This is a genomic window from Pseudomonas sp. P7759, from assembly GCF_013386445.1.
In the GTDB taxonomy this organism is placed as follows: Bacteria; Pseudomonadota; Gammaproteobacteria; order Pseudomonadales; family Pseudomonadaceae; genus Aquipseudomonas; species Aquipseudomonas azotoformans_A.
In genome coordinates, this window is sequence record NZ_JACART010000005.1 from 18,369 (window position 1) to 41,271 (window position 22,903).

The following is a 22,903-nucleotide window of genomic DNA, read 5'->3' on the forward strand; positions in this document are numbered from 1 at the left end:
ACCTCAGTCAGGCATCAGCGCGTCATCCACCTTATCCAGGTGCTTGAAACGCTCGATCAGAAAGTCGATCAGGCTGCGCACCCGCGCCGACAGGTGCAATTGCTGCGGGTACACCGCATACACATCGGCGCGGGTCGGCGTCTGGTCTTCCAGCACCAGGCGCAGGCGTCCGCTGCGCACGTAGCGGGCGATGTCCCATTCGGCGCGCAGCAAAATCCCGTAGCCCTCCAGCGCCCAGTTCAGCGCCACTTCGCCGTCGTTGCAGCCCAGCGCGCCTTGCACCTTGATGTTCTCGGTGTGACCGCCGTGGGTGAACGACCACACGCCATAGGGCGATTCGTTCTGGCGGATGAAAATGCAGTTGTGCTGGTGCAGGTCGGCAAGCTTCTGCGGCGTGCCGTATTTGTCCAGGTACAGCGGCGATGCGCACAGCAAGCGGCGGTTGGAGGCGATCTTGCGTGCATGGAAGGTCGCATCCGGCAGGCTGCCGAAGCGAATGCCCAGGTCGAAGCCGTGGGTGGTCAGGTCCAGCGGGTGGTCGCTGATTTCCAGCTGGATCTCCACTTCCGGGTACTGCGTGAAAAACGCGGCAAGGGCCGGGCCGATATGCCGGCGACCAAAGCCCAGGGACGCATTCACGCGGATCAGGCCCTTGGGCGTGGCGCGGCTGCTGCTGAGCTGCTGCTCCAGTTCGTCGATCTGGGTGAGGATGCGCGCCGCCTGGTTGAAGTACAGCTCGCCCTCGGTGGTCAGGCTCATGGAGCGGGTGGTGCGGTTGACCAGCCGGATGCCCAGGCGTGCCTCCAGCGCCGTCAGGCGTTTGCTCACCGCCGGCGGGGTCACGCCTAATTCGCGGGCGGTGGCGACCAGGCTGCCTTTATTGGCCAGCAGGTAGAAAAACGACAAATCCAGGGTCTGGCTCATTCATAACTCAAAGTTAATTATGTAGTGATTTCGAGTCGATCATGCGGCTTGGATCGCTACATATACTCCGATCACACCCCGTTTGGACAGCCTGGTCGAACGGCAAAAACAACAACGTGACGAAGTGGAGTAATCGATGAGCGCATACAAGATTGCAGCAATCCCGGGTGACGGCATTGGTGTGGAAGTAATCGCGGCGGGTGTGGAAGTGCTGCAAAGCCTGGCGCAAAAAGCCGGTTTCGCCTTGCACTTCAAGCATTTTGACTGGAACTCAGACAATTACCTGAAGAATGGCTACTACATCCCCGAAGGCGGCCTGGCCGAATTGAAAACCTTCGATGCGATTTTCTTTGGCGCCGTGGGCGCGCTGAATGTGCCGGACCACATCTCGCTGTGGGGCCTGCGCCTGCCGATCTGCCAAGGCTTCGACCAATACGCCAACGTGCGCCCGGCGCGGGTGTTGCCAGGGGTGAAAAGCCCGTTGCACAACGGCGAGCAGATTGACTGGGTGGTGGTGCGCGAGAACTCCGAAGGTGAATATTCCGGCAACGGCGGCCGAGTGCATCGCGGCCTGCCGGAAGAGGTGGCGACGGAAGTCTCGGTGTTCACCCGCGCCGGTGTGGAGCGCATCCACCGCTTTGCCTTCGAACTGGCGCGCAGCCGTCCGCGCAAGCATTTGACCCTGGTCACCAAGTCCAACGCCCAGCGCCACGGCATGGTGCTGTGGGACGAAATCTTCTATGAAGTGGCCAAGGACTTCCCCGACGTGAAGGTCGACAAGGAACTGGTGGATGCCGTAACCACGCGCATGGTGCTCAAGCCCGCGACATTGGACGTGATTGTCGCCACCAACCTGCACGCCGACATCCTCTCCGACCTCGCCGCCGCGCTGTCCGGCAGCCTGGGCATAGCGCCCACGGCCAACCTCAACCCGTCGCGCCAGTTCCCGTCGATGTTCGAGCCTATCCACGGTTCGGCGTTCGACATCACCGGCAAGGGCGTCGCCAACCCCGTCGCCACCTTCTGGACCGCCGCGATGATGCTTGAACACCTGGGCGAACCGGCCGCGGCCCGGCAACTGATGTCGGCGATCGAAGCCGTCACCGAAAGCGGCCTGCACACGCCGGACCTGGGTGGCACGGCGACCACCCGCCAGATCACCGATGCGGTTATCGCGCTGATCAACCGCTGATTCACTGAAGTACGGCGGCACCACGCCGAGGGGTTGCACGCCAGCCCCTTGGCACTTCCTGACAACAATAAGAATCAGGGCCCTGTCATGAAAATAATCTTTGGCAAACTCTACGTACAAGTACTGCTCGCGGTGATCCTCGGCGCGATTGTCGGGGTCTGTGTCCCGGAGACCGGTGCCGCGCTCAAGCCCTTGGGTGATGCCTTCATCAAGCTGATCAAAATGCTCCTGGCGCCGGTGATCTTTCTCACGGTGGTCACCGGCATCGCGAAGATGGAGAACATGAAAGAACTGGGGCGCGTGGGCTTTCGCGCGTTGATCTACTTTGAAGTGGTGTCTACCTTGGCCCTGGTGGTCGGGCTGGTGGTGGTGGATGTGTTCAAGCCCGGCGCCGGCATGAACATCGATGTGGCGACCCTCGACACGTCGAGCCTGGCCACCTACACCACGGCGGTCAAACATGCGTCGTTCATGGACTTCATCATGAACATCATTCCCGACACCCTGGTGGATGCCTTTGCCAAGGGCAACGTGTTGCAGATCCTGCTGTTTTCCATCCTGCTTGGCGTCGCGCTGGCGGCGGTGGGGCCACGTGGCAAACCCTTCGTCGACACGCTCGACAGCCTGATGCAAGGCATGTTTCGCATCGTCAACATGGTGATGCGCCTGGCGCCCATCGGCGCGTTTGGCGCGATTGCCTTCACCATCGGCAAATACGGTTTTGGCTCGCTGTTTTCCCTCGGCAAGCTGATGGCCTGTGTCTACCTGACCTGCGCCGTGTTCGTGATCTTCGTGCTGGGGCCGATCTGCCGCTACAGTGGGTTCAGCCTGTGGAAGTTCCTGAAGTTCATCAAGGAAGAGCTGTTCACCGTGCTCGGCACCAGTTCGTCGGAGTCGGTACTGCCGCAGATGATCGCCAAGATGGAGAAGGCTGGGGTGTCCAAGCCGGTGGCCGGGATGATCATCCCGTCCGGCCTGACCTTCAACCCGGACGGGCAGGCGATCTACTACACCATCGCCGCGATCTTTATCGCCCAGGCCACCAACACACCCTTGACCCTCACCGATCAGTTGATCGTGCTGGCGGTATTGATGTTCACGTCCAAGGGCTCGGCGGGGGTGACCGGTTCCGGCTTCATTATCCTGGCGGCGACGTTGTCGTCGCTGGGCACGATTCCGGTGGCGGGCATGGTGTTGTTATTGGGGGTGGACCGCTTTATGTCGGAGGCGCGGGCAATCACCAACACCATCGGCAACGGCGTGGGCACCCTGGCCATTGCCAAGTGGGTGGGGGCATTGGACGTGGTGAAAATGCGCAAGGCCCTCGACGGCGAAGCCGAGAGCCCCAAGCCGGATCTAGAACTTGAACCGACCCACCAACCCCTTGAGCTGACCCGAAATATCCGTCAACCGACCTGACCCGGTCTGCGCCGAGTGGGCGAAGCCTTCGACCAACTGCGCGTCGGCATGGATCTGCGCGATGTGCCGGTTGATCTCTTCGGCCACTTGGTGCTGCTCTTCGGCGGCGGTGGCGATCTGGGTGTTCTGGTCGCGGATCGAGTCCACCGAACCGCGGATCTTGTCGAAGCTGTCGCGGGCCTGCTGGATACGTTCCACGCTGGTGTGGGACACCAGCAGGCTGCCTTGCATCTGTTGCGTCACTTCCTGGGTGCGACGGGCGAGGTTGCCGAGCAGGCTGTCGATCTCGCCGGTGGAGTCGGCGGTGCGGCGGGCGAGGGCGCGGACCTCGTCGGCGACCACCGCGAAACCTCGGCCTTGATCGCCCGCGCGGGCGGCCTCGATGGCCGCGTTCAGCGCCAACAGGTTGGTCTGCTCGGCAATCGAACGGATGGTGTCGAGGATGGTGTTGATGTTCTTGCTGTCCTGCTCCAGCAACTGCATGGTCTGGGTCGATTTCTGCAGGTCTTCGCTGAGCTTGAGCACGCTGCCGGTGGCCTCGCCGATGTGGTGCTGGCCGTCGTGCACATCACGGTAGCCTTCGTCGGCACTGGTGGCGGCGGCGCTGCAGGAGCGCGCGACTTCGTTGGCGGTGGCGACCATTTCGTTGAACGCCGTGCTCACCAGTTCCACGGCTTCGCGCTGGCGGCCGGCGGCCTGGTTCATGTTGTTGGCGACTTGGCTGGTGTCGGCGGCGGCGGTCTGCAGGTCCGACGAGGCGTTGCCGATTCGCTGCACCAACTGGGCGATCATGCTCAGGAACTGGTTGAACCAGCCGGCCAGGCTGGCGGTTTCGTCCTTGCCTTGCACCTTGAGCTGACGGGTCAGGTCGCCTTCACCTTCGGCGATCTCTTGCAGGCCGTCGGCCACGCCGCGAATCGGCCGCACGATCACGCTGGCAAAGCTGGCGCCGACCACCGCGAACACCAACGCCAATACCGCGGCAATGGCGGCGATCAACCAGGTCAGGCGGGTGGCGCCGGCCATGACTTCGTCGCGCTTGATCAGGCCGATAAAACGCCAGCCCAGGTCTTTGGAACTGACCATGTTGGCCATGTAGGCCACGCCATCGATCTCGATCTGGGTCACGCCGTCGCCGCGCTTGGCCAGTTCGGCGTAGTTCGGGCCCAGGTCGGCCAGGGGCTTGAAGTTGTGCTTGGCATCGCTGGGGTCCACCAGCACGTTGCCGTTGCCTTCCACCAGCATCAAGTAGCCGCTGTCGCCCAGCTTGATGTTGCGCACCAGTTCGGTGAGCTGCTTGAGCGACACGTCCAGGCCGACCACGCCAAGGATATTGCCGCTGGCGTCGGCCACAGTATGCACAGTGCCGATCAGCGTCACATCGTCCGGCGCCCAATAGTAGGCGCCGGTGCGCACGGTTTTGCCCGGTGCGGCGATGGCCGCCTGGTACCAGGGGCGTACGCGCGGGTCGTAATTGTTGAGTTTGGTGTCGTCGGGCCAACTGGCGTAGCCGCCGTCTTTCAAGCCCAGGGACAGGTAAGCGGTGCTCGGATGGCTCTTAGCGAACTGGTCGAAAATCTCCAGCAGTTCTTTATTGGTGGGGGTGAGGGGGATTTGTGCGGCGTCGGCGCCCGCGTAGCTCTTGAGGTCCTTGGCCGCGACAACGCGCGGGTCCTTGGCCACATAGTCGACGTTCTGGCTGATGCCGTCGAAGAACTGCTTCATGCCATTGTCGATCTGGCGAATCTCACGGCCGCTGCTGTCGAGGAAATTGGCCTGGGCCCCCTCGCGCAGATTCAGCACAACCAGTACCGCGACCAAAATAACCGGGACGCACGCGATGGCGGCAAACGCCCAGGTCAGCTTTTGCTTGATATTCATGACTTCACCCGCGGGTATTTATAATTTTTGGCAAGGAGAAAACAGTGGCGTCGAGCGTCGCATGTGTTGTTTTGAGGGAGGTGTGGCCCATGCGTACTCCCTGTGTATCGACTGCGGGAGCACGCACTTGAGGGCCAAAGGAGGGTTTAACCGATGCGCTCGCCACCCAGCGCATCACGCTGCATCGACTGCAGGTTTTTCTCGATGGTTTCGCAGATGGTTTCCATCTGGATCTGGTGTTCGCTGGAGTTGAACGGGCTTTGCAGGTCGGTGCCGATGCGCTCGATGGCCAGCAGCATGAAACCCACCACCGTCGAGGCCAGCGGGGTGAACCAACCCAGGGATTCCACCAGGCCCACTGGCACGATCAGGCAGAACAACGAGATGAACAGGCGCGGGAAATACACGTAGGGGTAGGGCAGCGGGGTGTTGGCAATCCGTTCCATGCCGCCCTGGGCGTTGGACAAGTCCACCAGGGTCGACTCCAGTCGCGCCAGGCGGATGCTGTCGAGGTGGCCAGCCTTGTATTCCCTGGCCAGCAGCGCGGCCGAGCCGGTGAGGATGTCATTGGCGAAGTTGTTGGTCGCGCCATTGCGCGCGAACTCTTCGCTGGGAATGAAGGCACGGACTTCTTCAGGGCATGGCTGGCCCTTGAGATGCGCGGCCAGGCAGTTCACGTACGCTACATGACGGCGCAACAGGGTGGCCTTGACCGGGTTCACTTCGCCGTCGGGGTCGTCCAGCAAGGTCAAGACCTGGCGCGCAAAGCTGCGCGAGTTATTGACCATCGCGCCCCATAGCGTGCGGGCTTCCCACCACCGATTGTAGGCGCTGCTGTTACGGAAACTGATCAGCACCACCAGCGCCGAACCCAGCAGGGTCAGGGGCATCAGCGGCAAATTGATCTTGGCGGTGAGAAACAGCATGAAGTCCACAGTGACGGCGACGTCCCACAGCAACAGCCAGAACAGCGCCCAGCCCACGTAGCCCATGGTCTTGATGATCAGGCGGTACTTTTTGAGGATGGCAGCTTTCAAACGAAGACCTCGCGGCGAGCGGTAAGCAACAGTGCTTAAGCTCGGACGTGGGTTCGGGGGAAAGGTTCGGTGAGTGCCTTAAACGTTTAAGCCGGCATTGCTTCGGTTGAGATGGGGGGCAGGCGTCATGCTATGCTTTGGAAGCTAATTGAGGGATATCAGATGACTGAAACAGCCGATGTCAGTATCGCCAGCCAAGTACGCAAGATGGCTAAAGCCCACCATGTCACCGCAGAGCGAGACGGCATAAGCCGTATGGCCGCTGCGATTACTGGTCTGGCGGGTGATGTGGTCGAGTTGGATGGTGTAGAGCAGTTGTTGGTCAATCTCAAGAGGAGGGGCGTTCTGAGCAAGTCGGAGACCCTGGCGCTTCAGGGCAGTTATCTTCAGGAGAAGCGGCTTGCCAAGAAGATGCGCAGCGCATGATTTTTGATCCCTTCGGCGATTTTGAAACCGCTGGGTATCTTCGTAATACATTACAGCTTAAAGACCCTGTCGAAGTAAAAGAGTCCGAACACCTGTCGTTTGAACTGAGCATGGAGGACGCGCTCGGATACTTGGCCAAGAAAAAACCTATCGATTACTTATCCGTACTTAAAGTGCACGAGATTTTGTTTTCTGGGTTTTATCCTTGGGCGGGGAAAGACCGAACGGAACTTGTGCCACACCTCGCCGTTTTCAAAGGCTCTCAAGACGATCCTCACCATACTCCGTTCGAACACCCGGTTTCAATAAGACTGTCCGTAGACTATGCACTTGAGCTGGCCTCGAATAAAAAACGTTTTAGAGATCATCCGGGTGATGTAATGGGGCAGTTGGCATTTGCGCATCCTTTCCTTGATGGCAATGGGCGTACGATTCTGCTTGTGTTCATGGAGCTTTGTTATAGAGCAAAGTTCGCTATTGAGTGGTCAAGAACCAATAAGGATGATTACCTTCGGACCCTCAGTGCGGAAATCAGAGAGCCATTCAAAGGGCATTTGAGTGACTACCTGAAACCCTTCGTTAGAGATATTGGCCATCGCGATGAGTGGCCAGCGATGATTGGCGGGATCAAGGGATTGGATGGGCTTGATAAGGAAGGTATTACTTATGAAAGCCTGGATAACCCCGCGATTCAGCAGATTTATAAAACCTACAGATCGCAATCGCTCGATGTGCCGCCCTCTGAAAAGTAGGATCGCAAATATCCAAAGGATCAAGCCGCGCGTGATCCGGCTTTCACCGCTGTGCAAGAATACTCTGCAGTAAACCGGGAAAGCGGCCCTCCAGATCCTCCGCACGCAACGCATTCAGATGAGTGGTGCCCACGCTGCGGGTCTGCACCAACCCGGCATCGCGCAACACGCGAAAGTGATGGGACATGCTCGATTTGGGCCGCCCGCCGTCCAACTCGCCGCAGGTGGCTTCTGGCACGCCGGCCAGGCAGCGCACGATTTCCAGACGCACCGGATCGCTCAGGGCGTACAGCACGCGTTCGAGGGTCAGGTCTTGAAGGGGAGGGTGTTTGAAGGCTCGCATGAAACGAATCATAACAGGGGGCTATCGTTGAATACCATAGTTCGATTACCATCGAACTATCGAATCAATCAACCACTGGCTGGAGTCAACATGTCCGCATTGTTCGAACCGTTCACACTCAAAGACGTCACCCTGCGCAATCGCATTGCCATTCCGCCGATGTGTCAGTACATGGCCGATGATGGCATCGTCAACGATTGGCACCTTGTGCACCTGGCCAGCATGGCCCGTGGCGGGGCTGGCCTGGTAGTGGTCGAAGCCACCGCCGTCGCGCCGGAAGGCCGTATCACCCCAGGCTGCGCCGGGCTTTGGAGCGATGCCCACGCCGAGGCTTTCGTGCCGATGGTCAAGGCCATCAAGGCGGCCGGTTCGGTGCCGGGCATCCAGATCGGCCATGCCGGTCGCAAGGCCAGCGCCAACCGCCCGTGGGAAGGTGACGACCATATGGCCGCGTCCGATTCGCGCCGCTGGGAAACCATCGCACCGTCGGCCATCGCCTTCGGTGCCAACCTGCCGCAAGTACCGCGCGCCATGACCCTGGACGACATCGCCCGTGTGCGTCAGGACTTCGTCGACGCCGCCCGCCGCGCGCGTGACGCCGGTTTCGAGTGGATCGAGCTGCACTTCGCCCACGGCTACCTGGGCCAGAGCTTCTTCTCCGAGCACTCCAACCAACGCACCGACGCCTACGGCGGCAGCTTCGACAACCGCAGCCGTTTCCTCCTGGAAACCCTGGCCGCCGTGCGCGAAGTGTGGCCGGAAAACCTGCCGCTCACCGCGCGTTTCGGTGTGATCGAATACGACGGTCGCGACGAGCAGACCCTCACCGAATCCATCGAACTGGCCCGTCGTTTCAAGGCCGGTGGCCTGGACCTGCTGAGTGTCAGCGTCGGCTTCACCATTCCCGACACCAACATTCCATGGGGCCCGGCGTTCATGGGGCCGATCGCTGAGCGCGTGCGTCGTGAGGCCGGCATTCCGGTGACATCGGCCTGGGGCTTCGGCACGCCGCAACTGGCGGAAGGCGCCTTGCAAGCCGGGCATCTGGACCTGGTTTCGGTGGGGCGTGCGCACTTGGCTGACCCGCATTGGGCGTACTTTGCGGCCAAGGAGCTGGGCGTCGAGAAGTCGTCGTGGACCTTGCCTGCACCTTATGCGCATTGGTTGGAACGTTATCGCTGAGGCGGTAAGGGCGTGACAGAAGCCACTCGTGAGAGTGGCTTTTTTTTGCGCGGGTTTTGCCGTGCGTTGATACGAAGCGGTTACTCGATAAGTCGTTAATGAGAATAAATGCCAAAAGGTAATGATTTGACCTATCATGCCGCGCAAAATAATTGGCAGATATGCCGCCCCATCTGGCTCTTTCACTAGGTTTATCCTTCATGCGTCGTACCCTGCTTTCCGTGTGTGTGCTTCAGGCGTTTTCCCCGTTGAGCTGGGCGGAGGTCGAACCGCTTGAAAAAGCCGTGATCGAGCTGCAGACCACCAGCATTACGGGCGCGGCCGACTACGAAACCGCCCAGGGTCCGGTGCAGGGCTACCATGCCACCCGCTCGGCAAGTGCGACGCGCACTGATACCTCGATCCACGAAACCCCGCAGTCCATCAGCGTGGTGTCCAGGGCGGTGGTCGAGGACATCGGCGCCACCCGCCTGCAGGACGCGCTGGACTACGCCGGTGGCGTCGGCCGCGCCAACAACTTCGGCGGGCAGGGGCTCACCACCTTCACCGTGCGCGGCTTTACCACCGGCGAGTTCTACCGCAATGGTTTCCCGATCAACCGCGGCTACCCGAACATGCCCGACGCCAACACCATCGAGCGCCTGGAGGTGCTGCGCGGCCCGGCGACCATGCTCTACGGCCGTGGCGATCCCGGTGGCACCTTCAACGTGGTCTCCAAGCAACCGCTGGCCGAGCCGACGGTGACCCTCGGCAGCCAACTGGATGACCAGGGCATGCAGCGCGCCACCCTTGACGCGTCCGGCCCGTTGGATGCAGACGGTCGCCTGGCCTATCGCTTGAACGTGGTGGGCGAGGGCGGCGACACCTTCCGTGATCACGTGGAAACCGAGCGCTACGGCGTGACCCCGGTGATCACCTGGCAGGCCACCGATGACACCAAGGTGATCTTCGAAGGTGACTTCATGCGCAACAATCACCCGTTGGACCGTGGCTTGACGCGTTACCCCAATCAAAAAGGCACGCCTTCGCGCGACACCTTCTGGGGTGAAAAAGACGCCGGCAAACTGCACAACGACAACAGCATGGCGCAATTGCGTTTCGAGCACCTGCTCAACGAAAACTGGACCCTGGGCGGCGGTTTTCAGTGGCTCGACGGTACCTTGCAAGGCAACGCCATCGAAGCCAACGGCCTGGCCGCTGACGGGCGCACCCTGGGCCGCAACTTCAACTATCGCAAGCTGGAATGGACCGACAAGGACACCCAACTCAACCTCACCGGGCATTTCTCCACCGGCGGTTTCGACCACACGCTGCTGAGCGGCGTCGAGTTCGAAGACTACGACTACAAGTCGATCATCCAGCGTTCCAGCGGCGCAGTGGGTGCCTACCCCATCGATATCTTCAACCCGGTCTACGGCCAGCCGCGCCCGGCGCTCACACGCACGCCGACCCACGACAAGGAAAACCTCAAGACCTACGCCGCCTTCGTCCAGGACCAGGTCGCCCTGACCGAGCGCCTCAAAGTGCTGGCCGGCGCCCGCTTCGAGCGTTTCGAACATGACTACCACACCTATGTGCCAGGCGGTAAAAGCTGGGAAGCCAGCGATAACGCGGTCACCCCGCGCATGGGCGTGATCTACGACCTCACCGACACCGTCGCGGTGTACGCGGACGCAGCCCGTTCGTTCAAGCCCAACACCGGTGCCAGCCGTCAGGGGGGTGGTTTTGAGCCGGAGAAAGGCAAGTCCTATGAGATGGGCATCAAGTGGGAAGCGCTGGATCGCCAACTGAGTGTCGACGCGGCGATCTACCAGATCGAGAAGAAAAACGTGCTCACCACCGACCCGCTCGACTCAACCTTCAGTGTCGCGGCCGGCCAGGTGCGCAGCCGAGGTTTGGACCTCAACGTCGCCGGCAACATCACCCCGCAATGGCGCGTGATTGGCGGCTATGCCTACGTGGACGCCGAAGTCACCAAGGACAACACCCTGCACACCGGCACCCGCTTGCTGAACATCCCGCGCAACAGCTTCAGCCTGCTCAACGTCTACGAATTCCAGGACGGCGCCCTCAAGGGCCTGGGCCTGGGGGCGGGCGGCAAATACGTGGATGAGCGCGCGGGGCAGACGTCCAACACTGCGTTCTCGATGGACGCCTACACCGTGGTCGACCTGCTCAGCTACTACAAGGTCAACGACAAGATCCGCCTGAACCTGGACGTGAAGAACCTGTTCAACCGCGACTATGAAGAAGGCGCGTTCGGCAACGTGTATGCGTATCCGGGTGAACCGCGCACGGTGCAGGTGGGGATTGCCTACACCCTGTAAACCAATAGCAGGATGGGCAGGCACACCGCATAACCCTTGTGGGAGCGGGCTTGCTCGCGAATGCTGAGTGTCAGTCACTGAATCTGTTGACTGGCACTGCGCATTCGCGAGCAAGCCCGCTCCCACATTTGGATTGATTTACATCTGATAGAGCTTGGCTGCCAGCTCCCACACTACAGCGGCGTGAGCACATTCATCACCGTATCCAACGCCACCCGCGTGTCATCCAGTTGCACCAGCGAGGCATGCCGCGCGCCCAGGGCATCGCGGTTCTGAATGGCAGTGAGGATCGCCTTGTGCCGGGGCAGGCTCAGGCCCTGGATGTCCGGGCGGCGGTTGGTGATGTTGATCGACTCGCGCAACGGCAGCGACAGCATGTTGCACATATAGGCCAGCAGGTCGTTGCGGGTAGCGTCGGCAATCGCGCGGTGGAAATCCAGGTCAGCCTGCAACAGCTGTTCGTGGGTCTGCGCGGTTTCCATGCCCAGGTAGGCTTGCTCGATGGTGGCGATGTCTTCGTCGGTGGCGGTGGTCGCGGCCATGGCGGCGATTTCCGGTTCGAGGATGCGCCGCACGCCGGCCAAGGTGTTGAAGAACTCACTGTGCGGCGTTGACTGCATCAACCAGGACAGCACGTCCGGGTCGAGCAGGTGCCATTTCAAGCGAGGCCGCACCACCGCGCCCACCCGGGGCTTGGAATACACCAGGCCCTTGGCGCTGAGCACGCGGGTCGCTTCACGCAACACCGAGCGGCTGACCTTGTACTCCTCGCAGAGCGTGGCCTCCATGGGCAAGCGTTCTTCGGGCTTGAAGCGACCGGAAACGATGTGCATGCCCAAATCCTGGACGATCTGGGCATGCTGGCTCTTGCGCGGCTTGGACGGCTGGTGATCCATGTCTACAGGGAGGCTCTGGCTTGAATTCGCCGCATCATAGCATCCCAATTAGTGGGAATGCCTTGGGACTTCCGCCCCACGGCAACCCACCAGGAAGTCAAAGTCACAGCCCTGGTCGGCCTGTAGCACATGGTCGATGTACAGCTGGCGATAGCCGCCGACGATCAGCTTCTCAGGTGGCGCCAGGTCGGCCATGCGTGCCGCCAGCTCTGCGTCGGGGATGTCCAGGTGCAGACGGCCGTTGGCGCAGTCGAGTTCGATCCAGTCACCTTCCTTCACTGTGGCCAACGGACCGCCGGCCGCCGCTTCCGGCGCCACGTGCAACACCACCGTGCCGTAGGCCGTGCCGCTCATGCGCGCGTCGGAGATCCGCACCATGTCGGTCACGCCTTGGGCCAATAGCTTGGCGGGCAAGCCCATGTTGCCGACTTCGGCCATGCCTGGGTAACCCTTGGGCCCGCAGTTTTTCATGACCAGGATCGAGTTGGCGTCCACATCCAGTTCCGGGTCGTTGATGCGCGCCTTGTACATGTCGAAGTTTTCGAACACCACGGCGCGGCCTCGGTGTTGCATCAGTGCCGGGCTGGCAGCAGAGGGCTTGAGCACTGCACCGAGCGGTGCCAGGTTGCCGCGCAACACGCAGATGCCGCCGTCGGCGCGGATCGGGTTGTCGAGGGTGCGGATCACTTCGTCCTGGCCGTAGATCGGCGAGTCCTTCGTGTTCTCGCCGAGGGACTTGCCGTTCACGGTCAGGGCGTTCGGATGGGGAATCAGGTTGGCTTCACCGAGGCGACGCAACACGGCCGGCAGGCCGCCGGCGTAGTAGAACTCTTCCATCAGAAAGCGGCCCGACGGCTGCAAATCGACGATGGTCGGCATGCCACGGCCCATGCGGGTCCAATCGTCCAGATCGAGTTCGACGCCGATGCGCCCGGCGATGGCCTTGAGATGGATCACCGCGTTGGTCGAGCCACCAATGGCGGCATTCACGCGGATTGCGTTTTCAAACGCTTCTTTAGTGAGGATCTTGGACAGCTTCAAATCTTCGCGCACCATCTCCACCGCGCGCATGCCGGACATATGCGCCAGCACATAACGCCGTGCATCCACCGCTGGAATCGCCGCGTTGTGCGGCAGCGAGGTGCCCAGTGCTTCGGCCATGCAGGCCATGGTCGACGCGGTGCCCATGGTGTTGCAGGTGCCCGCCGAGCGCGACATGCCGCCTTCGGCCGCCAGGAAATCATCCAGGGTAATGGTGCCAGCTTTCACCTGTTCGCTGAGCTGCCACACCACGGTGCCCGATCCGATGTCCTGGCCCTTGTGCTTGCCGTTGAGCATCGGCCCGCCGGTGACCACGATGGCCGGCACGTCGCAACTGGCGGCGCCCATCAGCAGGGCGGGGGTGGTCTTGTCGCAGCCGGTCAGCAGCACCACGCCGTCAATCGGGTTGCCGCGAATCGCTTCTTCCACGTCCATGCTAGCCAGGTTGCGCGTGAGCATGGCGGTGGGGCGCAGGTTCGATTCGCCATTGGAGAACACCGGAAACTCCACCGGGAAGCCACCGGCCTCGATCACGCCGCGTTTGACGTGCTCGGCGATCTGGCGGAAATGCGCGTTGCACGGGGTCAGCTCCGACCAGGTGTTGCAAATGCCGATGATCGGTTTGCCATGGAACTGATGGTCGGCAATGCCCTGATTCTTCATCCAGCTGCGGTACATAAAGCCGTTCTTGTCGGCAGTACCAAACCACTGGGCGGAGCGTAGGCCGGGCTTTTTATCAGACATGATCGATTCTCTTATTGTATGACTATATGTTCTATGCGTGCTTAAACATAAGCGAAAAAACGCAGCTTTGGAAGAGTTGTTTTGCAAATAGTCATACTATATAGTCGGCTTCAACTGAGGTATGACCCTGGCGGATTTTCGCGAGAGGCGTCCCCCGAGCTTCTATAAAAACAACAATCGGAGATCGACCCCATGAGCCAGGAACTGCGGCTTATTCGGCGCATCACGCTGAAACTGATTCCCTTCCTGATCCTGCTGTACCTGATCGCCTACGTGGACCGCTCCGCCGTGGGCTTCGCCAAGTTGCACATGGGCGCCGACGTCGGCATTGGCGACGCGGCCTATGGTTTGGGCGCAGGGTTGTTCTTCATTGGCTACTTCCTCTTCGAGATCCCCAGCAACCTGATGCTTGATCGCTTCGGCGCGCGCCGCTGGTTTGCGCGGATCATGATCACCTGGGGCGCCATCACCATCGGCATGGCCTTCGTGCAGGGGCCGCACAGCTTTTACGTGATGCGCTTCCTTCTCGGGGCGGCGGAGGCGGGGTTCTTTCCGGGCGTTCTCTACTACATCACGCAGTGGTTCCCGGTGCGTCATCGGGGCAAGATCCTCGGGCTGTTTATCCTGTCCCAACCTATCGCGATGATGATCACCGGCCCGGTGTCCGGCGGTTTGCTGGGCATGGACGGCATCCTTGGCCTGCATGGCTGGCAGTGGCTGTTCATCGTCATCGGCACCCCGGCGATCCTGCTGACCTGGCCGGTGCTGCGCTACCTGCCGGACGGCCCCAAGCAGGTCAACTGGATGAGTGAGGATGAAAAAGCCTGGCTGACCGGCGAACTCGCCAAAGACCTACAAGCCTACGGCCAAACCCGTCACGGCAACCCGCTGCATGCCTTGAAAGACAAGCGCGTGCTGCTGCTGGCGCTGTTCTACCTGCCGGTGACCCTGAGCATTTATGGCCTGGGCCTGTGGCTGCCGACCTTGATCAAGCAATTCGGCGGCAGTGACCTCACCACCGGTTTCATCTCTGCCGTGCCATACATCTTCGGCATCATCGGCCTGCTGATCATCCCGCGCAGTTCCGACCGTTTGAATGATCGCTACGGCCATCTCGCCGTGCTTTACGTGCTGGGCGCCATCGGCCTGTTCTGCAGCGCCTGGCTGAGCATGCCGGTGCTGCAAATGGCCGCGCTGTGCCTGGCGGCGTTCGCGATGTTTTCTTGCACGGCGGTGTTCTGGACCTTGCCGGGACGGTTCTTTGCCGGCGCCAGTGCGGCGGCGGGCATCGCGTTGATCAACTCGGTGGGCAACCTCGGCGGCTATATCGGCCCGTTCGTGATCGGCGCGCTCAAGGAATACACCGGCAACCTGGCGTCGGGCTTGTACTTCTTGTCCGCAGTGATGGTGTTTGGCTTGCTGCTGACGGGTGTGGTCTACCGCCAGCTGGAGCGCAAGCACGTGCTGCCTGCGGACCAATTCGCCGCCAGTGCCCGTGGCGCTACACGTACTTGATTCAGGAGAAATGACATGCGTTTGGTTCAGTTCGAATTGCGTAACGGTGAGCGCCGCGTCGGCGTGGTGGAAGGCAGCAAAGTGCGTGAGGTCAACAGCGCCCGCACGGTGCGCGAATTAGCCCTGGCCGCTATCGAAGCCGGCGTCGGCCTGGCGCAACAGGTGGACAGCCTGGGCTTGGGCGACAGCTACGATTACGCCACTTTGCTGGCCGACCTGAAAATCCTGCCGCCGCTGGACCACCCGGACCCGGCTCACATGCTGATCAGCGGCACTGGCCTGACCCACCTGGGCAGCGCCTCGGCGCGGGACAAGATGCACCAGGCCGGGGATGACACTGCGTTGACCGACACCATGCGCATCTTCAAATGGGGCGTGGAGGGCGGCAAGCCGGAATCCGGTCAGGCAGGCGTGCAACCGGAGTGGTTCTACAAAGGCGACGGCAGCATTGTGGTGCGCCCCGGCGCTGCCTTCCCGTCGCCGCCTTTCGCGGAAGATGCCGGCGAAGAACCGGAGATCGGCGGCCTCTACGTCATTGGCCCGGACAGCCAGCCTTATCGCGTCGGTTTCGCGGTAGGCAACGAGTTTTCCGACCACGTTATGGAGCGCAAGAACTACCTGTACCTGGCCCATTCCAAACTGCGCAGTTGCAGCTATGGCCCCGAGTTGCGCATGGGCGAGTTGCCCCAGCACCTGGCGGGCACCAGCCGCATTCTTCGCGACGGCGAAGTGATCTGGCAGAACGAATTCCTCAGCGGCGAGGCCAATATGTGCCACAGCCTGGAAAACCTCGAGTACCACCACTTCAAGTACCGTCAGTTCCTCACGCCGGGCGATGTGCACATTCACTTTTTCGGCACCGCCACGTTGTCGTTCGCCGACGGTATACGTACTCAGCCGGGCGATGTGTTCGAGATCAGCCAGGCCGAGTTCGGCGCGCCGCTGGTCAACCGTGTCGGCAGCAGCGATGCGGCCTTCGAACCCGGCAACGTCATCACCCTTTAAAGGAGAACCCTATGACCTCGTTCCTCGGCCACAACTACATCGGCGGCCAACGCAGCGCCAACGGCAGCATCACCTTGCAAAGCGTCGACGCCACCACCGGCGAAGCCTTGCCCCAGGTGTTCTACCAGGCCACGCCGCAGGAAGTCGATGCCGCCGCCAAGGCCGCCGCGCAGGCTTACCCTGCGTACCGTGCGTTGAGTGCGGCGCGCCGTGCGCAGTTCCTGGATGCAGTGGCCGATGAACTGGACGCGTTGGGGGATGACTTTGTCGAGTTGGTCTGCCGCGAAACCGCCCTGCCCGCCGCGCGTATCAAGGGTGAGCGCGGGCGTACCAGTGGCCAGATGCGCCTGTTCGCCAACGTATTGCGTCGCGGTGATTTCTACGGTGCACGCATCGACAAAGTGCTGCCTGATCGCCAACCCTTGCCACGTCCGGATCTGCGTCAATACCGCATCGGCCTGGGGCCGGTGGCCGTGTTTGGTGCGAGCAACTTTCCCTTGGCGTTCTCCACGGCGGGCGGCGACACCGCCGCCGCGCTGGCGGCAGGTTGCCCGGTGGTGTTCAAGGCCCACAGCGGGCACATGGCGACGGCCGAGCGGGTTGCCGATGCAATCATCCGCGCGGCCGAAACCACCGAGATGCCCGCCGGTGTGTTCAATATGATCTTCGGTGGCGGTGTCGGTGAGGCGCTGGTCAAGCACCCAGCGATCCAGGCGGTGGGCTTTACCGGCTCGCTCAAGGGTGGCCGTGCGTTGTGCGACATGGCGGCAGCGCGCCCGCAGCCGATCCCGGTGTTTGCCGAAATGTCGAGCATCAACCCGGTGATCGTGCTGCCCCAGGCGTTGAAAGCGCGTGCTGAAAGCGTCGCGCGTGACCTGACCGCCTCGGTGGTCCAGGGCTGCGGCCAGTTCTGCACTAACCCAGGCCTGGTGATTGGCATCGCCTCGCCTGAATTCACCGCGTTTACCCAGCAAGTCGCGCAACTGATCGGCGACCAACCGGCACAGACCATGCTCAACGCCGGTACCCTGGGCAGCTATGGCAAGGGCCTGGAAAAACTTCTGGCACATCCGGGCATCCAGCACCTGGCGGGCCGCCAACAGGCCGGCAACCAAGCGCAACCGCAGTTGTTCACGGCCGACGCAAGCCTGTTGATCGACGGCGATGAAGTGCTGCAGGAAGAAGTCTTCGGTCCTACCACCGTGTTTGTCGAAGTCGCCGACCAGGCCCAGCTCAGCGCGGCTTTGCAGGGGCTGCACGGTCAACTCACCGCCACGATCATTGGCGAGCCGGCTGACCTGCAACAGTTCACCGAACTCACGCCGCTGCTGGAACAGAAGGTCGGCCGCATCCTGCTCAACGGTTACCCGACCGGTGTGGAGGTCTGCGATTCAATGGTGCACGGCGGGCCGTACCCGGCCACGTCGGATGCCCGTGGCACGTCGGTCGGCACCTTGGCCATCGACCGTTTCCTGCGCCCCGTGTGCTTCCAGAATTACCCTGATAGCCTGCTGCCCGACGCGTTGAAAAACGCCAACCCGTTGCGTATCCAGCGGCTGGTGGATGGCACGCCATCTCGCGACCCGCTGTAACGCGCACCTGAGAACAACAAGAATCCAGGAGGCATCATGTCGTGTATCGCCGTTACCCCGCACCGTGCGCAGTTGGGCGAAGGTCCGTTCTGGGATGCGCCGACCCAGGCGCTGTACTGGGTGAATATCGCCGGCAAACAGGCGCTGCGCCTGATGGGCGGGCAGTTGCAGGTGTGGCAGTTGCCCGAGCATGTCTCGGCCTTCATCCCGTGTGAAAGCGGCGATGCCCTGGTGACCTTGAGCAGCGGCGTGTATCGCCTCGACCTGGCCACCGAAGCCCTGACACTGCTGTGCGTCGCGGACCCGCAACCGGGCAACCGTGGCAATGAAGCGCGCTGCGATGCCCAGGGCCGCCTGTGGCTGGGCACCATGCAGAACAATATCGGCGAGCAGGGCGAAGACCTGCCCATCACCCGACGCTCCGGCGGCCTGTTCCGTATCGATGCCGATGCGCAGGTCACGCTGTTGCTCAGTGGCCTGGGCATTCCGAATACCTTGCTGTGGAGCGACGACGGCCGCCACGTGCACTTTGGCGACAGCCTGGACGGCACGCTGTACCGGTATGCAGTTCACGCCGACGGCCAACTCGGTCCCGCGCAAGTCTGGTTCGGCCCCCACGAACGTGGCGGGCCGGATGGCTCGGCCATGGACGTCGACGGCTATCTCTGGAACGCCCGCTGGGACGGCAGTTGCCTGTTGCGCCTCACGCCCGACGGCGAAGTGGACCGCATCATCGAACTGCCCGTCAGCCGCCCGACCAGTTGCGTGTTTGGTGGCCCGGATCTCACCACCCTCTATATCACCAGTGCCGCGAGCCCTTTGGATCACCCCTTGGATGGTGCGGTATTGGCCATCGAAGTTGATGTACCTGGAAAACCCTGTCACCGCTTTGCCGGATAAACCCTATGGGAGTGGGTTCCTTGTGGCGAGGGAGCTTGCTCCCGTTGGACTGCGCAGCAGTCCCGATTTTTGGGGGCGCTACGCACCCCAGCGGGAGCAAGCTCCCTCGCCACACCAAGCTTGCTCCCTCAGTACTACTTAAAAACAACAACAAGGAGTCACCCGTATGAATCGTCGTCGTGGTTTGCGTTCCCTGTGCTGCGCCGCTGTGGCGGTCTCGGCCATGAGCTTGAGCGGGCTGTTGCTGGCCGCTGAAGAGGTGAAGATCGGTTTCCTGGTCAAGCAGGCCGAGGAGCCATGGTTCCAGACCGAGTGGGCCTTTGCCGAGAAAGCCGGCAAGGAGCATGGCTTCACCGTGATCAAGATCGCCGTGCCCGATGGCGAAAAAACCCTGTCGGCCATCGACAGCCTGGCCGCCAACGGTGCCAAGGGCTTTGTGATCTGCCCGCCGGATGTGTCCCTCGGCCCGGCCATCGTCGCCAAAGCCAAGGCCAACGGCTTGAAAGTCATCGCAGTGGATGACCGCTTCGTCGACGCCAAGGGCAACTTCATGGAAGACGTGCCGTACCTGGGGATGGCGGCCTTTGAGGTCGGCCAGAAGCAAGGCGCCGCCATGGCCGCCGAAGCGAAAAAACGCGGCTGGGACTGGAAGGACACCTATGCGGTGATCAACACCTTCAACGAGCTCGACACCGGTAAGAAGCGCACCGATGGCTCGGTCAAATCCCTGGAAGAAGCCGGCATTCCCAAGGATCACATCTTGTTTACGGCGGCCAAGACCCTGGATGTCCCAGGCAGCATGGACGCCACCAACTCGGCCCTGGTGAAACTCCCCAGCGGCGCGAAAAACCTGATCATCGGCGGCATGAACGACAACACCGTCCTCGGCGGCGTACGCGCCACTGAAAGCGCCGGCTTCAAGGCGGCCAACGTGATCGGCATCGGCATCAATGGCACCGACGCCATCGGCGAACTGAAAAAACCGAGCAGCGGCTTCTTCGGCTCGATGCTGCCGAGCCCGCACATCGAGGGCTATAACACCGCGCTGATGATGTACGAGTGGGTCACAAAAGGCACCGAGCCGCCGAAGTACACGGCCATGGACGAAGTGACCCTGATCACCCGTGAAAACTTCCAGGCCGAGCTGACCAAGATCGGGCTGTGGCAATGACTGCTGCCGCCTTGCGATTTGACGGCATCGGCAAAACCTTTCCGGGGGTCAAGGCGCTGGATGGCATCAGCTTCAGCGCCCACCCTGGGCAGGTGCACGCGTTGATGGGCGAGAACGGTGCGGGCAAGTCGACGCTGCTCAAGATCCTCGGCGGCGCCTACATTCCCAACTGCGGCACGCTGCAGATCGGCGAGCAGGTCATGGCCTTCAAAAACGCTGCTGACAGCATTGCCAGCGGCGTGGCGGTGATCCATCAGGAACTGCACCTGGTGCCGGAAATGAGCGTGGCCGAGAACCTGTTTCTCGGGCATTTGCCATCGAGGCTCGGCGTGGTCAACCGGGGGCTCCTGCGAGAGCAGGCCCTCGCTTGCCTCAAGGGCCTGGCGGATGAGATTGATCCTGCCGAGAAGCTCGGGCGTCTGTCCCTGGGCCAACGTCAACTGGTGGAAATCGCCAAGGCCCTGTCCCGTGGCGCCCATGTGATTGCGTTTGATGAGCCCACCAGCAGCTTGTCGGCGCGGGAGATCGACCGCTTGATGGCGATCATCGCGCGCCTGCGCGACGAGGGCAAAGTGGTGCTCTACGTGTCGCACCGCATGGAGGAAGTGTTCCGCATCTGCAATGCGGTGACTGTGTTCAAGGACGGTCGCTATGTGCGCACTTTCGAGGACATGAGCACGCTGACCCATGACCAGTTGGTGACCTGCATGGTCGGCCGCGATATCCAGGACATCTACGACTACCGCCCGCGTGAGCACGGCGAGGTGGCGCTCAAGGTCGACGGCCTGTTGGGGCCTGGCCTGCGTGAGCCGATCAGTTTCAACGTGCGCAAGGGCGAGATTCTTGGGCTGTTCGGGCTGGTCGGGGCAGGGCGCACGGAGCTGTTCCGCCTGCTCAGCGGCCTGGAGCGGGCCAGCGCCGGGCAACTGCAACTCTGTGGTGAGCCGCTGCATTTGCAGTCACCACGGGATGCTATCGCCGCCGGCGTGCTGTTGTGCCCGGAAGACCGCAAGAAGGAGGGCATCATTCCGCTGTCCAGCGTCGCCGAGAACATCAATATCAGTGCGCGGGGCGCCCATTCCACGTTTGGCTGGCTGCTGCGCGACGGCTGGGAGAAGGGCAACGCCGACCAGCAGATCAAAGCCATGAAGGTCAAGACGCCCAACGCCGCGCAAAAGATCCTGTACCTCTCTGGCGGCAACCAGCAAAAAGCCATTCTCGGCCGGTGGCTGTCGATGCCGATGAAAGTGTTGCTGTTGGACGAACCCACCCGTGGCATCGATATCGGCGCCAAGGCCGAGATCTACCAGATCATCCATAACCTCGCTGCTCAGGGCATTGCGGTGATCGTGGTGTCCAGCGACCTCATGGAAGTGATGGGCATCAGCGATCGCATCCTGGTGCTGTGCGAAGGCGCGCTGCGCGGCGAACAAACCCGCGAACACGCGACTGAATCCAACCTGCTGCAACTGGCCTTGCCGCGCAGCCTGGCGAACTGAGAGACGATTATGACCACTCAACACAACGTGCTGCCCACCGCGCGCAAGCCGCTTGACCTGCGTGCGCTGCTCGACAACTGGGCGATGCTGCTGGCCGCCGTGAGTATCTTTTTGCTGTGCGCCTTGCTGATCGACAACTTCCTTTCACCGTTGAACATGCGCGGGCTGGGCCTGGCGATTTCCACCGTGGGCATTGCTGCGTGCACCATGCTGTTCTGCCTGGCGTCGGGGCACTTCGACCTGTCGGTGGGTTCGGTCATCGCCTGCGCCGGGGTGGTGGCGGCGATTGTGATGCGCGACACCGACAGCGTGATGCTTGGCATTGGCGCCGCGCTGCTGATGGGTCTGGTGGTGGGGCTGATCAACGGCATCGTCATTGCCAAGCTGCGGGTCAATGCGTTGATCACCACGCTGGCGACCATGCAGATCGTGCGTGGCCTGGCGTATATCTTTGCCAACGGCAAGGCGGTGGGCGTGTCCCAGGAGCAGTTCTTCGTCTTCGGTAATGGCCAGTTGTTTGGCGTGCCGGTGCCGATCCTGATCACCATTTTGTGCTTCCTGTTCTTCGGCTGGCTGCTCAACTACACCACCTACGGGCGCAACACCATGGCCATCGGCGGCAACCCGGAAGCGGCGTTGCTGGCGGGGGTGAACGTGGACCGCACCAAGATCCTGATCTTCGCCGTGCACGGGGTGATCGGGGCGTTGGCGGGGGTGATCTTGGCGTCGCGCATGACCTCCGGCCAGCCGATGATTGGCCAGGGCTTTGAGCTGACGGTGATTTCGGCGTGCGTACTGGGCGGGGTTTCGTTGAGTGGCGGGGTAGGGATGATCCGCCATGTGATCGCCGGGGTGTTGATTTTGGCGATCATCGAGAATGCGATGAACCTGAAGAACATCGACACGTTCTATCAGTATGTTATTCGCGGCTCAATCCTGCTGCTGGCGGTGGTCATCGACCGCATGAAACAACGCTGAGTCATGCCCTGTGAAGACTGAATGTGGGAGCGGGCTTGCTCGCGAATACGGAGTGTCAGACCCGAATGAGTTGACTGAC

The 22,903-nt window shown here is 61.7% G+C and carries 18 protein-coding genes and 2 pseudogenes; 13 read left to right on the plus strand and 7 right to left on the minus strand.

Annotated elements, in window-relative coordinates:
* Positions 1–3 precede the first annotated feature (3 nt).
* Positions 4–924: a LysR family transcriptional regulator gene (locus HX823_RS05620; protein WP_177074339.1), complete on the minus strand. Its 921-nt coding sequence runs from the start codon at positions 922–924 to the stop codon at positions 4–6.
* 136 nt (positions 925–1,060) lie between these two features.
* Between HX823_RS05620 and HX823_RS05625 the strand changes: the two genes are divergently transcribed.
* On the plus strand, positions 1,061–2,116 hold the full coding sequence (locus HX823_RS05625; RefSeq protein WP_038846516.1) for a tartrate dehydrogenase: 1,056 nt from the start codon (positions 1,061–1,063) through the stop codon (positions 2,114–2,116).
* Positions 2,117–2,203: 87 nt separating this feature from the next.
* Complete coding sequence (locus HX823_RS05630; protein ID WP_177074340.1) at positions 2,204–3,535, plus strand: dicarboxylate/amino acid:cation symporter; 1,332 nt, start codon at positions 2,204–2,206, stop codon at positions 3,533–3,535.
* Here the strand turns inward: HX823_RS05630 and HX823_RS32245 are convergent.
* From HX823_RS32245 to HX823_RS05640, 3 genes and pseudogenes are all read right to left on the minus strand, one after another.
* A pseudogene (locus tag HX823_RS32245) lies at positions 3,473–4,009 on the minus strand (methyl-accepting chemotaxis protein); the annotation flags it as partial. The gene HX823_RS05630 and the pseudogene HX823_RS32245 overlap by 63 nt on opposite strands.
* Positions 4,010–4,336: 327 nt before the next feature.
* Positions 4,337–5,416, minus strand: a pseudogene (locus HX823_RS32250) (cache domain-containing protein); the annotation flags it as partial.
* Between the two features lie 146 nt (positions 5,417–5,562).
* Positions 5,563–6,453, minus strand: a complete 891-nt coding sequence (locus HX823_RS05640) for a bestrophin family protein (RefSeq protein WP_177074341.1) — start codon at positions 6,451–6,453, stop codon at positions 5,563–5,565.
* Between the two features lie 162 nt (positions 6,454–6,615).
* On the opposite strand from HX823_RS05640, the gene HX823_RS05645 reads away from it, so the two are divergent.
* Both HX823_RS05645 and HX823_RS05650 read left to right on the plus strand, forming a co-directional pair.
* On the plus strand, positions 6,616–6,879 hold the full coding sequence (locus tag HX823_RS05645; protein ID WP_095017623.1) for a hypothetical protein: 264 nt from the start codon (positions 6,616–6,618) through the stop codon (positions 6,877–6,879).
* A complete protein-coding gene (locus tag HX823_RS05650) occupies positions 6,876–7,631 on the plus strand; it encodes a Fic family protein (RefSeq protein WP_177074342.1) in 756 nt (251 codons plus the stop codon). The genes HX823_RS05645 and HX823_RS05650 overlap by 4 nt, the downstream gene beginning before the upstream one ends.
* A gap of 43 nt (positions 7,632–7,674) precedes the next feature.
* Here the strand turns inward: HX823_RS05650 and HX823_RS05655 are convergent, their stop codons facing one another.
* Positions 7,675–7,974, minus strand: a complete 300-nt coding sequence (locus tag HX823_RS05655) for a helix-turn-helix transcriptional regulator (RefSeq protein ID WP_177074343.1) — start codon at positions 7,972–7,974, stop codon at positions 7,675–7,677.
* 90 nt (positions 7,975–8,064) lie between these two features.
* Between HX823_RS05655 and HX823_RS05660 the strand changes: the two genes are divergently transcribed.
* Both HX823_RS05660 and HX823_RS05665 read left to right on the plus strand, forming a co-directional pair.
* A complete protein-coding gene (locus HX823_RS05660; RefSeq protein WP_177074344.1) occupies positions 8,065–9,156 on the plus strand; it encodes an NADH:flavin oxidoreductase/NADH oxidase in 1,092 nt (363 codons plus the stop codon).
* A gap of 200 nt (positions 9,157–9,356) precedes the next feature.
* Entirely contained in the window at positions 9,357–11,483 is a 2,127-nt protein-coding gene (locus tag HX823_RS05665) for a TonB-dependent siderophore receptor (RefSeq protein WP_177074345.1), read from the plus strand.
* Between the two features lie 173 nt (positions 11,484–11,656).
* On the opposite strand, the gene HX823_RS05670 is transcribed toward HX823_RS05665, so the two are convergent.
* Together HX823_RS05670 and HX823_RS05675 are read right to left on the minus strand one after the other, a co-directional pair.
* The gene (locus tag HX823_RS05670; RefSeq protein WP_010211221.1) at positions 11,657–12,379 is read right to left on the minus strand and encodes a FadR/GntR family transcriptional regulator; all 723 of its coding nucleotides are present in this window, start codon (positions 12,377–12,379) and stop codon (positions 11,657–11,659) included.
* 48 nt (positions 12,380–12,427) lie between these two features.
* Positions 12,428–14,164 (minus strand): IlvD/Edd family dehydratase, encoded by a 1,737-nt coding sequence (locus HX823_RS05675; protein ID WP_038847710.1) that lies wholly within the window; start codon positions 14,162–14,164, stop codon positions 12,428–12,430.
* A 192-nt stretch (positions 14,165–14,356) separates the two neighbouring features.
* On the opposite strand from HX823_RS05675, the gene HX823_RS05680 reads away from it, so the two are divergent.
* From HX823_RS05680 to araH, 7 genes are all read left to right on the plus strand, one after another.
* Positions 14,357–15,679: an MFS transporter gene (locus HX823_RS05680; protein WP_177074346.1), complete on the plus strand. Its 1,323-nt coding sequence runs from the start codon at positions 14,357–14,359 to the stop codon at positions 15,677–15,679.
* A 15-nt stretch (positions 15,680–15,694) separates the two neighbouring features.
* Positions 15,695–16,684 (plus strand): AraD1 family protein, encoded by a 990-nt coding sequence (gene araD1, locus HX823_RS05685; RefSeq protein ID WP_177074347.1) that lies wholly within the window; start codon positions 15,695–15,697, stop codon positions 16,682–16,684.
* A gap of 11 nt (positions 16,685–16,695) precedes the next feature.
* Entirely contained in the window at positions 16,696–18,276 is a 1,581-nt protein-coding gene (locus HX823_RS05690; RefSeq protein ID WP_177074348.1) for an aldehyde dehydrogenase (NADP(+)), read from the plus strand.
* Positions 18,277–18,312: 36 nt separating this feature from the next.
* The gene (locus HX823_RS05695; protein ID WP_177074349.1) at positions 18,313–19,176 is read left to right on the plus strand and encodes an SMP-30/gluconolactonase/LRE family protein; all 864 of its coding nucleotides are present in this window, start codon (positions 18,313–18,315) and stop codon (positions 19,174–19,176) included.
* Positions 19,177–19,342: 166 nt separating this feature from the next.
* Positions 19,343–20,347, plus strand: a complete 1,005-nt coding sequence (locus tag HX823_RS05700) for a substrate-binding domain-containing protein (protein WP_016976497.1) — start codon at positions 19,343–19,345, stop codon at positions 20,345–20,347.
* Positions 20,344–21,846 (plus strand): L-arabinose ABC transporter ATP-binding protein AraG, encoded by a 1,503-nt coding sequence (gene araG / locus HX823_RS05705; RefSeq protein WP_177074350.1) that lies wholly within the window; start codon positions 20,344–20,346, stop codon positions 21,844–21,846. The genes HX823_RS05700 and araG overlap by 4 nt, the downstream gene beginning before the upstream one ends.
* Before the next feature lie 9 nt (positions 21,847–21,855).
* Positions 21,856–22,824 (plus strand): L-arabinose ABC transporter permease AraH, encoded by a 969-nt coding sequence (gene araH / locus HX823_RS05710; RefSeq protein WP_177074351.1) that lies wholly within the window; start codon positions 21,856–21,858, stop codon positions 22,822–22,824.
* Positions 22,825–22,903: the final 79 nt, after the last annotated feature.